The sequence below is a fragment of the Pseudomonas sp. FW305-70 genome (genome assembly GCF_058783925.1).
The window spans coordinates 83927-96593 of sequence record NZ_JBYSYZ010000006.1; the positions used below are offsets into that span (position 1 = coordinate 83927).

Genomic DNA, 12667 nt, shown 5'->3' on the forward strand with positions numbered 1-12667 from the left:
GAGAACGCACTCACAAAATTAGCAAAGGGCCATCAGTCCGATGAAACGCTTGTTTTAAGGTTTTACATTAACTCGCATCAAGCTGCTGGCGCCTGCCACAAGGAAGGAGTCGAGAGCAAAAAACCTGTGGGAGCGAGCTTGCTCCGGGCGGCGTTCCGACGATGACTGCGTCACATTCAGCATGAATGTTGCCTGAACCACCGCTATCGCGAGCAAGCTCGCTCCCACAGGGATTGCGCTATCGGCTCTCGCTCACCTCAAGCTGTCCGTCCCAGCCACCGCCCAGCGCGGCAATCAACTGCACGCTGGCGATCAGGCGGCTTTGCAACAGGTCCAGGTTGCTGCGCTCATTGCTCAGCGCCGCCGCCTGGGTCACCACCACATCGATGTAGGCGATCAAGCCGGCCTTGTACTGGTTCTGGGTCAGACGCAACGATTCACGGGCGGCGTCCAGCGCCTGTTGGCGCACAACGGCTTCGTCCTGCAGCACCTTGAGTTGCACCAGGAAGTTTTCCACTTCGCGGAATCCGTCCAGCACGGTCTGGCGGTACTTGGCCACTGTTTCGTCATAGGCCGCTTCACTGCGGTCGACTTCCGCCGAGCGCTGGCCGCCGTCGAACAGGGTCATGGCCAATTGCGGCCCGACCGACCAGAAGCGGTTCGGCAGGCTGAACAAGTCTTTCGAGGTACTGCTGCTGTAACCACCGTTCAAGCTCAGGGTCAGGTCCGGGTAATAGGCCGCCTTGGCCACACCGATGTTGGCGTTGGCAGCCATCACCGAACGTTCGGCGGATGCGATGTCCGGGCGACGCTCCAGCAACTGCGAAGGCAGGGCCACCGGCACTTGCGGCAACTGCGGAATGTCCTGGCTTTGCGCCAGGCTGAACTGCGCCGGCGGCAGGCCGATCAGCACGGCAATGGCGTTCTCGAACTGCGCGCGTTGCCAGATCAGGTCGATCATGTCCGCTTCGGTGCTCTTGAGCTGGGTCTGGGCCTGGGCCACGGCGTCCTTGCCCGATACGCCGGCGCGGTACTGGTTCTCGGTCATCTTCAGGGAGCGCTGATAAGCCTCGACCGTGTCCTGGAGCAGGCGCTTCTGGCCATCGATCACGCGCAATTGCAGGTAATTCTGCACCAGCTCCGACTGTTGACTCAGGCGCATGGCCGCCAGATCGGCAAAGCTTGCCTGGGCATTCGCGGTGTCGGCTTCCAGGCCACGGCGCAGCTTGCCCCACACATCCGCTTCCCAACTGACGCCCGCCTGGGCCGAATACGTGTCGCGAATACCGCTGGAGGAACTGCTCAGGCTGGAGTTGCTGCTGCCGGTGCCCTGGCTCGAACGGTTCTTGCTGACGTTCAGGTCGACCGTCGGGAAAAACGCCCCGCGTGCGCTGCGCACCAAGGCCTGGGCCTGACGGTACTGGGCTTCGGACTGGGCGACGGTCTGGTTGGCGCTGTTGAGCTGCTCGATCAGGCCATTGAGCTGTTGATCGCCATAAAGCTCCCACCATGCCCCGCGCGCCAGGGCATCGCTCGGGTTGGCCTGGCGCCAGCCTTCTGCTGCCTTGTATTGCGCAGGTTCCGCGGTTTGCGGGCGCTGGTAATCCGGGCCGACGGCGCAGGCACTGAGCATCGCCACGCACAGTGACAGGCTCAGCAGACGCGAGCCTCGAGCCGTGATCAGCGGTGCAGCCAGGTTGAAAAGCGAACGTTCAGTCATAGCGGAGTTTCCAGAGCAGCATCGGTACGCACTCCACGCCATTTGTTGAAGCGATGGCGCAGTTTGTCGAGATAGAGGTAAACCACTGGTGTGGTGTAAAGCGTCAACACCTGGCTGAAGATCAGCCCGCCGATGATGGTCAGGCCCAGCGGCTGGCGCATTTCCGCCCCTTCGGCGCGGCTCAGCAGCAATGGCAAGGCACCGAGGATCGCCGCCAGGGTGGTCATCAGGATCGGTCGCAGACGTTGCAGGCAGGCACTGCGAATCGATTCCAGCGGCGCCATGCCCTGATGCCGCTCCAGCTGCAACGCCAGGTCGATCATCAGAATGGCGTTTTTCTTGACCACGCCGATCAGCAGAAACAGCCCCAGCAACGAAATCAGGCTGAACTCGCCGCCCAGCGCATAGATCGACAGCAACGCGCCGACCCCGGCGGACGGCAGGGTGGAGAGGATGGTCAGCGGATGAATGTAGCTTTCGTACAGCACACCCAAGACCAGATACACCGCCACCAACGCCCCCAGAATCATCCACGGCTGACTCTTTTGGGTCGCCGCGAAAGCGTCGGCTGTGCCGGCCATTTTCGCGATCACCTCTTCCGGCAGCCCGACCTTGGCAATCGCCCGCTCGATGGCGGCACCACCCTGCTCCACGGTCACGCCTTCGGCCATGTCGAAGGCAATGCTTTCCGAGGCGAACTGGCCTTCGTGGCTGACCCGGTCATTTTCCAGGCTGTTTTCGTAATGGGCGATGGTCGACAGCGGGATCCGCGCGCCATCGGCGGTGATCACCTGGACCTGCTTGAGGGTGACCGGGTCCTGGGCGTATTTCGGGTTGACCTCCATCACCACCTGATACTGGTTGAGGCTGTCGTAGATGGTCGAAATCTGCCGCTGGCTGTAGGCGTTGTTCAGCACCGCCGTGACCATGTCCATGTCGACACCCAGGCGCTTGGCCTGGTCGCGGTCGACGATCAGGGTCACCTGCCGGGCGCCCCGGCCTTCCCGCGCATCGATGGCCGTCAGTTCCGGCAGGGCCCTGAGCGCAGTGACGACTTTCGGATACCACTCGCGCAATGCCCCGAGATCCCCGCTTTGCAGGATGTAGGAGTATTGCGAGGTGGTCTGCTCACGGCCACCACCGAACTGCAGGTCCTGGTCCGCCATGAGCATCAGCTGTGCGCCGGGCACCTTGGGCATTTCCTTGCGCAGGCGTTCGATGACTTTCTGCGCTGAAATGTTGCGTTCCTTGATCGGCTTCAGCCGCACCAGCATGAAGGCGTTGTTGGTGCCGTTGTTGCCGCCGATGAAGCCGGCGACGCTTTCTACCGCCTCATCCTTCAAGACCGCCCGACGGAAAATCTCCATCTTCGGCTGCATCACACTGAACGACAGGCCGTCGTCACCGCGCACGAAACCGATCAGCTGACCGGTATCCTGCTGAGGTAAAAATGTTTTAGGAACAACAATATACAGCGCAATATTAACGCCGATTGTCACGAACAGACTGAGCAACGTCAGGCGTTTGTGGCGCAGCACCCAGTCGAGGCTGGTGGCGTATTTGCCAACCATCCAGTCGTTGGCCCGCCGGCTCCAGTGTTGCAAGCGGTTCTCCTGCCCCGGCGTGTGCGGCTTGAGCCAGCGGGCGCAGAGCATCGGGGTCAGGGTCAATGACACCAGCAGCGACACCACGATGGCGGCCGCCAGGGTGATGGAGAATTCGCGGAACAGGCTTTCAATGATCCCGCCCATGAACAGGATCGACAGGAACACCGCCACCAGCGACACGTTCATCGACAGCAAGGTAAAGCCGACTTCCTGGGCACCGAGGTAGGCCGCCTTCATCGGCCGCACGCCTTCGTCGATGTGCCGGGAAATGTTCTCCAGCACCACGATGGCATCGTCCACCACCAGCCCGGTGGCCAGGATCAGCGCCATCAGCGACAGGTTGTTCAGCGAAAAGCCGTAGAGGTACATCACGGCAAAGGTACCGACCAGCGACACCGGCACCGCCAGGGTCGGGATCAGCGAGGCACGGAAGTTCCCGAGGAACAGGAACACCACCAGGATCACCAGCGCCACGGCGATCAGCAAGGTCATTTCCGCTTCGTGCAACGTGGCTTTGATCACCGGTGAACGATCCATGGCCAGGTTCAGCTTGACGCTGGCCGGCAACACCGCCTGCAACGCCGGCAACTGCGCCTTGATCTCGTTGACCGTCTCGATGATGTTGGCCCCGGCTTGCCGGTTGATCACCAGCAGCACTGCCGCGTCGTCGTTGAAGAAACCGCTGTTGTAGCGGTCTTCGACGCCGTCGCTGACCTTGGCCACGTCCTTGAGGCGCAGGGCCGCGCCGCCGTTGTAGTGGATGATCAGCGACTCGTAGTCCTTGGCTTTTTCCAGTTGGTCGTTGGCCTGGACCTGCCACAGACGTTGATCGTCCTCCACCGAACCCTTGGGCCGGCGTACGTTGGCATTGGCGATGGTGTTGCGCACATCGTCCAGGGCCACGCCGTACTGGTTCAGCGCCTGCGGTTCGAGTTCGATACGCACCGCCGGCAGCGAACTGCCGCCGATCTGCACCTCGCCGACGCCCTGCACCTGGGACAGGCTCTGGGACAGGATCGTCGAGGCCAGGTCATAGAGCTGGCCTTTTTCCAGCACATCGGAGGTCAGCGACAGCACCATGATCGGCGCCTGGGACGGGTTGACCTTCTTGTAGGTCGGCATGCTGCGCATCCCGCTGGGCAGCAGGTTGCGCGAGGCGTTGATGGCCGCCTGCACTTCCCGCGCCGCGCCGTTGATGTCGCGGTCCAGGTCGAATTGCAGGATCACCCGGGTCGAGCCCTGGCTGGAGCGGCTGCTCATGGTATTGACCCCGGCGATGGCGCCGAAGGAGCGTTCCAGCGGCGTGGCCACCGTCGACGCCATCACCTCGGGACTGGCCCCGGGCAGGCTGGCCTGGACCACGATCACCGGAAAGTCCATTTGCGGCAGCGGCGACACGGGCAGTAAACCGAAGCTCACGCCGCCCAGCAGCATGATGGCCAATGAAAGCAGCATGGTTGCCACGGGGCGTTTGATGAATGGACCCGAGAGATTCATAGGTGGCAACCACTAGCTGCAAGCTGCAAGCTGCAAGAAAAAAGCAGGGATCGCGCAGGCTTTAACTTGCGGCTTGAAGCTTGCAGCTTGTAGCTCGCCGTCATACCACCACCTCTTTCGAGTCAGACTTACCAAAGCGGCGTCCCAACCGATCGAAATACAGGTAGATCACAGGCGTAGTGAACAGGGTCAACACCTGGCTCAGCAACAGGCCGCCGACCATCACCAGGCCCAGCGGCTGGCGCAGTTCCGCGCCGGAACCGGTGGCCAGCATCAGCGGCACGGCACCGAAGAGCGCCGCCAGGGTGGTCATCAGGATCGGCCGGAAACGCAGCAAGGCGGCCTGATAGATCGCCGTTTGCGGGTCCATGCCCTGGTTGCGCTCGGCGTCGAGGGCGAAGTCGATCATCATGATCGCGTTCTTCTTGACGATGCCGATCAGCAGGATGATGCCAATGATCGCGATCATGCCCAGGTCGTTGCCACTGAGGATCAACGCCAGCAAGGCGCCCACCGCCGCCGACGGCAAGGTCGAGAGAATGGTGATCGGGTGGATGTAGCTCTCGTAGAGCACGCCCAGCACGATGTACATGGTCACCACCGCCGCCAGGATCAGCAGCAAGGTGCTCGACAACGAGGCCTGGAAAGCCTGCGCCGCGCCCTGGAACTGGGTCTGCACGCCAATCGGCATGCCGATGTCCTTCTGCACCTGCTCGATGATCTCGACCGCATGCCCCAGCGCCACGCCAGGCGCGAGGTTGAAGGACATCATCACCGCCGGGAACTGGCCGATGTGGGTGATCGCCAGTTGCGCCTGACGCTCCTCGATATGCGCCAGGCTGGACAGGCGCACCTGCCCGCCATCAGTGGTCTTGACGTGAATCTGGTTCAACGCATCCGGGCCGATCTTCTCGCCGGACTGCGATTGCAGGACCACGCGGTATTGACTCGCCTGGGTGTAGATCGTGGAAATCTGCCGCTGGCCGAAGGCGTCGTACAGCGCATCGGTGATGTTCGACACCGACACCCCGACCCGCGACGCCGCATCGCGGTCGATCACCAGATAAACCTGCAGGCCCTTGTCCTGCAGATCGCTGGCCACGTCGGTCAATTCCGGGCGGTCGGCCAAGGCCTCGACCAGGCGCCCGCTCCACAGGCTCAGCAGCTCCGAGTCCGGCGACGACATGCTGAACTGGTACTGCGTGCGGCTGACCCGGTCCTCGATGGTCAGGTCCTGCACCGGCTGCATGAACAGGCGGATGCCGACCAACTTGTCCAGCTCCGGTTGCAGGCGGGCAATCACTTGCGTTGCACTCAGGTCACGGTCGCGGTGCGACTTGAGGTTGATCAGCAAACGACCGCTGTTGAGGGTCGAGTTGTCGCCGTCCACGCCAATATAGGAGGACAGGCTCTCAACCGCCGGGTCGGCCAGAATCACCTTGGCCAGCTCCTGCTGACGCTCGCTCATGGCGGCGAAGGAAATCGATTGCGGCGCTTCGGAAATACCCTGGATAACCCCGGTGTCCTGCACCGGGAAGAAGCCTTTGGGCACCACCATGTACAGGAATACCGTCAGCGCCAGAGTGCCGATGGCCACCATCAAGGTCAGGGGCTGGTGCTTGAGCACCCACTGCAACTGGCGTCCGTAAGCGGCGATCATCCAGTCGATGAACGCACCGCTGGCGCGATAGAAACGCCCCTGCTCGGTTTCCTTGGGTTCGCGCTTGAGCAGCCGCGCGCACATCATCGGCGTCAGCGTCAGGGAAACCACCAGGGAGATCAGGATCGCCACCGCGAGTGTTATGGCGAACTCGCGGAACAGCCGCCCGACCACGTCCGCCATGAACAGCAGCGGGATCAGCACGGCGATCAGCGACAACGTCAGGGAAATCAGGGTAAAACCGATCTGCTTGGCGCCCTTGAGCGCCGCGTTCAGCGGGCTGTCGCCCTCCTCGATGAAGCGCGCAATGTTTTCCAGCATGACGATCGCATCGTCCACCACGAAACCGGTGGCGATGGTCAGGGCCATCAGGGTCAGGTTGTTGACCGAGAACCCGGCCAGGTACATCACGCCGAAGGTCCCGATCAGCGACAGTGGCACGGCCACCGACGGAATGATCGTGGCGCTGGCGCGACGCAGGAACAGAAAGGTGACCATGACCACCAGGGCGATGGCGATCAGCAATTCGTGCTGCACGTCCTTGACCGAGGCGCGGATGGTCTGGGTGCGGTCGGTCAGCACCACCACGTCGAGGCCGGCCGGCAGGTTGTCGGTGATGCTCGGCAGCAGCGCCTTGATCCGGTCCACCACCTCGATCACGTTGGCACCGGGCTGACGCTGGATGTTGAGCAGTACGGCCTGGTTCTCGTTGGCCCATGCCGCGAGGCGTTCGTTCTCGGCGCCGTCGACGATTTCAGCGACGTCCTTGAGCCGCAACGGCGCGCCGTTGGCATAGGCCAGGATCAGGTTGGCGTAGTCCTTGGGCGACGTCAGTTGATCGTTGGCATCGAGCATCGAAACCCGGGTCGGGCCGTCGAAGTTACCCTTGGGCTGGTTGACGTTGGAGGCGCCGATCAGGGTGCGTACGTCCGACAGGTTCAAGCCGTTGGCCGCCAGGGCCTCCGGGTTGACCTTGATCCGCACGGCCTGGCGTTGACCACCGGCAATGCTGACCATGCCGACGCCGCTGATTTGGGCGATTTTCTGCGCCATGCGCGTATCGACCAGATCGTTGAGCTTGGGCAGCAGCATGGTCTTGGAGGTGATGGCCAGGGTCAGCACCGGCGTATCGGCCGGGTTGACCTTGTTGTACACCGGCGGTGCCGGCAGGTCCTTGGGCAGCAGGTTGGTGGCCGCGTTGATCGCCGCCTGCACCTGTTGCTCGGCCACGTCCATGTTGATGTCGAGGCTGAACCGCAGGGTCAGCACCGACGCACCGCCGGAACTGGTGGAGGCCATTTGCGTCAGGCCGGGCATTTGCCCGAACTGCCGCTCAAGCGGCGCAGTCACCGCGCTGGTCATGACATCCGGGCTGGCGCCAGGGTACAGGGTCATGACGCGAATGGTCGGGTAATCGACCTGGGGCAGCGCCGACACCGGCAGCAACCGATAGGCAATGACGCCGGCCAGGATAATCGCCAGCATGCTCAGCGTGGTGGCTACCGGGCGAAGGATGAACAGCCGCGAGAGATTCATGCGCCGCCCTTTTTCGCCTTGTCGGTGGTCGCGGGCTCAGCCGCGTTGACCGCCGACTTGCCCTGCAGGTGTTCGGTTGGCGTGGTCGGCACGTCCTGGCTGTCGTTGACCACCTCCACGTCGCTGCCGTCTTTGAGGCGGTCAGTGCCTTCCAGTACGACCCGGTCGCCCGCGGACAGGCCTTCGGTGACCACGGTGTTCAGACCGTCACTGGCACCGACTTTCAACTGACGGATCTTGACCTTCTTGTCACCGTCCAGAACATAGGCGAACGTGCCGTTGGTGCCGAACTGGATCGCGGCGGACGGTGCGAGCACCACGTTTTTGAGGGTGTCGGCCAGCAGGCGCACATTGACGAACTGGTTGGGGAACAGCGACTGATCGCGGTTCTCGTAACGGGCCTTGAATTTCAGGGTGCCGGTGGTGACGTCGATCTGGTTGTCCAGGCTCTGCAGCACGCCAGTGGCCTGCAATTTGGTATCGCCGCGATCCCAGGCTTCAGCTGGCAATCTGGCACCGCTGCGATAACGGGCAAGCACGGTGTCGAGGCTGTTTTCCGGGAGGGTGAAGGCCACGCTGATCGGTTGGGTCTGGGTGATGATCGCCAAGGCGGTGGTGTCGTTGGCCGCCACCAGGTTGCCGACGTCCAGTTGACGCAGGCCCACGCGACCGGTGATGGGTGCGCGGATCCGGGTGAATTCAAGGTTGAGTCTGGCATCGTTGACCGCTGCCTGATTGGTCTTGACCGTGCCCTGGAACTGGCCGACCAGCGCTTCGGCGGTGTCCAGGGTCTGCTTGGCAATACTGTCTTCACGGTACAGGCCGCGATAGCGCTCGACATCGACCTGGGCGTTTTTCAATTGCGCCTGATTCTGCAGCAAGGTGCCTTCGGCCTGCAGCAAGGCGTTCTGGTATGGGCGCGGGTCGATTTCGGCCAGCAGGTCGCCGGCCTTGACCATCTGCCCTTCTTCGAAAGAGATCTTGACCAGCTCACCGCCGACGCGGCTACGGACGTTGATGGTGTTCAGCGCCGTGACTGTGCCCAGCGCCTTGAAATACAGCGGGAAGTCACCGGTGACGGCCGCAGCCACGCGTACCGGTACTGGCCCTGACGCACCGCCGAACCCCGGGCGCATGCCCCCCGATCGCCCGGTATGCCCGGCAACGGCTTTCTGCCCCGCCGCCTCTTTGGGTGCAGCGCTGCCCGGCCAGAATTTCCAGCACAGGGCGGCGATGACCAACAGGACAAGCAGGCCGAACAGCCAGCGACGAGGACTACGGGAAGCGGAGGATTGCATTGAGTGATCAACCATTGGGCGCGTGGGCTTTTTTACATGAGGCTGAACGATAAGCACTGGCGGGGTTTAAGCAAAGCGCCTTTACCGGCAATTTACTTTCGGCTTACGTAACAGGAGTTTTATCCAAGACACTGAAACACAAATGAAAACGGCCTGGACAGAGGGTAATGCCGATCAGTGTAGGAGCGAGCTTGCTCGCGATGGTCGTTAACGATAACGCATGTCTACTGACGAAACGCAGCGTTCTTGAGTCCATCGCGAGCAAGCTCGCTCCTACAACAGCATTATTGACAGCGGGGGTGTTAACAATTGTAACGACGTACTTATTTCAGAACAGCAAGTGCCGCATCGTAGTTCGGCTCATCAGCGATTTCACCAACCAGTTCGCTGTGCAGCACATTGTCGTTTTCGTCCAGCACGACCACGGCACGGGCGGTCAGGCCCTTGAGCGGGCCGTCGGCGATGGCAACGCCGTAGTTCTGGATGAACTCTGCGCCGCGCAGTGTCGACAGGTTCTGTACATTTTCCAGGCCTTCGGCACCGCAGAAGCGGGCCTGGGCGAACGGCAGGTCAGCGGAGATGCACAGCACGACAGTGTTGTCGACGCTACCGGCCTTGGCGTTGAACTGGCGCACGGAAGTGGCGCAGGTCGGGGTGTCAACGCTTGGGAAGATGTTCAGCACCTTGCGCTTGCCGGCAAAGTCTTTAAGGGTGACGTCGGACAGATTGCCGGCAACCAGGGAAAAGGCTGGCGCCTTGGAACCGGCTTGTGGCAGTTGGCCATTGACTTGAACCGGGTTGCCTTTAAGAGTGACTTGAGCCATGAACGGAGTCCTTCTGAACGTTGTGGTGGAGAATTTTGACGAGGCCGAAGTTAACCACGAAATTGCCCTGCGACCTACGGCCAAACATAAATTGTCATGTATCAGCGTACAAAACTGGATACAACCCATAACCCTGTGGGAGCAGGCTCGCTCCCACAGGGTTCACTTGTTAGCCGAACAAGTCGGCAAAAGTACAGAGTACGCCCTCACCCGCCGCTTCCCGATGTTCATGACGAAAGGTACGCGATACGTCTTCGACTAAAACCTTTGATAGCACTCTGTCGAATTGCTCCATCGTCGTTCGACTATAAATCGAATCACTCAACTGCAACGGAGACGACACCATGCGATTCATGATCATCATCAAGGCCAGCCAGGATTCCGAAGCCGGCGTCATGCCCAGCCAGGAACTGCTGACCGCCATGGGCAACTACAACGAAGAGCTGGTCAAGGCCGGCATCATGCTCGCGGGCGAAGGCCTGCACCCGAGCAACAAAGGCGCTCGCATAAAGTTTTCAGGTGAAAAACGCACGGTGATCGACGGCCCCTTCATCGAAACCAAGGAACTGATTGCCGGTTTCTGGTTGTGGAAAGTGAAGTCCAGAGAAGAAGCCATCGAATGGGTCAAGCGCTGCCCCAACCCGATGCCGGGCACCGAGGCCGAGATCGAGATTCGCCAGGTGTTTGAGGCCGAAGACTTTGGCGCCGAGTTCACTGCGCAACTGCGCGAGCAGGAAGAGCGGGTTTGGGAGCAAGCGAAGAAGAACTGACTGATTCGACCTTCTCCTCAGCTTGCAGTGGGAGCGGGCTTGCTCCCACATTAACTAGATAGCCACATAACTTGCTTGGGCAAGCCTTTGACCCGCATTAACTTTTTAGTACACGAAAATAACGAGAATCCACACACAAAACGAAAGAATTAATCCATATGGCTGGCTAACCCGTGGTTAACTGCTAACTTCATCCGATAAGTCCTACAGGCTTGATCGGAAAGGGATTACGAAGTTGCGGCTGAACTTAAGGGGCCGCACGCCCGATCAGTCAGCCACCAGGGAAGCGGGGGGAATGATGTCAAAGCAATTGGGGAAGTACGCCTTCGTCTGGGTGACTTCACTGGCGCCTGTTTTTCGTGTTCACGCCGAGACGGCCAACCGGCTACTGCACCGGCATAGGACCACCCTCAAGTCAAGTCCGCCACCTTCCAGCCGTTCATCATCCATAACCTGGAAAAAGGCTGGTAGCTGTGCTCGACCGGCACCTGGACGTTCGACCTGATCCCTGACCATGTATGACGGCAAAAACAAATTGCTGGTGGCCAACCCGCTCAATCGCTACTTGATCAATTCGCGGATGTTGCCCGACCTCAAGCTCGATGCCGATGGCGGCCTGACACTTTACGTGCAGCACAAGGCACCGGCCAAAGCATTGCAAAGCAACTGGCTGCCGGCACCGAATGGTCCGTTCTACGGCGTGCTGCGCCTGTACCTGCCCAAACCGGAAGTCAACAACGGCCAATGGAAACTGCCGCTGCTGACGCCAGCAACCAAACAACAATAAGCGGAGTCGTTCATGATCAGGCCTTACGTAGTGCGCCCCTTGTTGGCGCTGTGCATGGTCAGTATCAGCCCATGGGGCCTGGCGGCCGAAGGGGGTGTCGGTCGCCCGATCACCGGGCAACAAGTGTTTTCCGATGCCGGAATCGTGCCTCCGGAGCCGGGTTGGGTCATGTCCCTGACCAGCATCTGGTACGACGGCGATCTCAAGGGCAATGCCCAGGTGCCGATCGTGGGCGCCCTGAGTACCGGGCTGGACATGAAAGTGTCTTACACCATGGCCAACTTCACTCGCGTCTGGGACACGGGCAAGGGTCGCTGGAACTACGCCTCGGCCATTGGTGTACCGGTGCAGTACACCGACATTACCGCCAGTATCAGCGGCCCTCGCGGCAGGACCCTGGGCACCGAGGACAGCGGCACCCAATTCGCCGACATGCTGGTGACGCCGATTGCCGCCGGCTATCACTTCGACGAGCTCAACCACATCGCGTTCTCGCTGCCGATCTACGTGCCGACCGGTGCCTACAACGACGATCGCCTGGCCAACCCGGGGCAGAACACTTACACCTTCATGCCGACAGTGGCGTTCACTCACCTGGATGGCAAGGGCGGCGAGTTCACGTTGTCGAGCGGCCTGGAGTTCTACACCGAGAACGACGCCACGGATTATCGCAACGGCAACATTTTCACCCTCGACGCCCTGTGGACCCACGGTTTCGGCAACGGCTGGAACGCCGGTTTAGTGGCCGGCTACATCCAGCAGGTCACCGATGACTCCGGATCCGGCGCAACCAGCGGTTTTCGCGGGCGCTCGGTGGGCGCTGGCCCCACGGTAGGCTGGAGCGGCAAGTTCGCCGACGCCCAGGCCAACCTCAGTGCCCGTTGGGTGCCGGAATTCGACACCAAGAACCGGCCCGAAGGCAATGGCATCAACGTCAACCTGACCCTGGCATTTTTTTAAGAGGTAAC

General features: G+C 61.2%; 7 protein-coding genes and 1 pseudogene. 3 read left to right on the top strand and 5 right to left on the bottom strand.

Annotated elements, in window-relative coordinates:
- Nucleotides 1-238: 238 nt before the first annotated feature.
- The 5 genes from AC3WN7_RS06925 to tpx all read right to left on the bottom strand — a co-directional run bounded on the left by AC3WN7_RS06925 (nt 239) and on the right by tpx (nt 10142).
- The gene (locus tag AC3WN7_RS06925; RefSeq protein WP_102673570.1) at nt 239-1720 is read right to left on the bottom strand and encodes an efflux transporter outer membrane subunit; all 1482 of its coding nucleotides are present in this window, start codon (nt 1718-1720) and stop codon (nt 239-241) included.
- Nucleotides 1717-4824 carry an efflux RND transporter permease subunit gene (locus tag AC3WN7_RS06930; RefSeq protein WP_102673571.1) on the bottom strand — a complete coding sequence of 1036 codons (3108 nt, stop codon included), beginning with the start codon at nt 4822-4824 and terminating at the stop codon, nt 1717-1719. Before AC3WN7_RS06930 ends, AC3WN7_RS06925 begins: the two co-directional genes overlap by 4 nt.
- A 100-nt stretch (nt 4825-4924) precedes the next feature.
- Complete coding sequence (locus tag AC3WN7_RS06935) at nt 4925-8020, bottom strand: MdtB/MuxB family multidrug efflux RND transporter permease subunit (RefSeq protein WP_095967052.1); 3096 nt, start codon at nt 8018-8020, stop codon at nt 4925-4927.
- Nucleotides 8017-9333 (bottom strand): MdtA/MuxA family multidrug efflux RND transporter periplasmic adaptor subunit, encoded by a 1317-nt coding sequence (locus AC3WN7_RS06940; RefSeq protein ID WP_095967051.1) that lies wholly within the window; start codon nt 9331-9333, stop codon nt 8017-8019. The genes AC3WN7_RS06935 and AC3WN7_RS06940 overlap by 4 nt, the downstream gene beginning before the upstream one ends.
- Before the next feature lie 308 nt (nt 9334-9641).
- Nucleotides 9642-10142 (bottom strand): thiol peroxidase, encoded by a 501-nt coding sequence (gene tpx / locus AC3WN7_RS06945; protein WP_095967050.1) that lies wholly within the window; start codon nt 10140-10142, stop codon nt 9642-9644.
- A 344-nt stretch (nt 10143-10486) separates the two neighbouring features.
- On the opposite strand from tpx, the gene AC3WN7_RS06950 reads away from it, so the two are divergent.
- From AC3WN7_RS06950 to AC3WN7_RS06960, 3 genes and pseudogenes are all read left to right on the top strand, one after another.
- On the top strand, nt 10487-10912 hold the full coding sequence (locus AC3WN7_RS06950; RefSeq protein WP_102673572.1) for a YciI family protein: 426 nt from the start codon (nt 10487-10489) through the stop codon (nt 10910-10912).
- 505 nt (nt 10913-11417) lie between these two features.
- Nucleotides 11418-11699: pseudogene (locus AC3WN7_RS06955) on the top strand (DUF1214 domain-containing protein); the annotation flags it as partial.
- A gap of 12 nt (nt 11700-11711) precedes the next feature.
- Nucleotides 11712-12659: a SphA family protein gene (locus AC3WN7_RS06960; RefSeq protein WP_102673573.1), complete on the top strand. Its 948-nt coding sequence runs from the start codon at nt 11712-11714 to the stop codon at nt 12657-12659.
- Nucleotides 12660-12667: the final 8 nt, after the last annotated feature.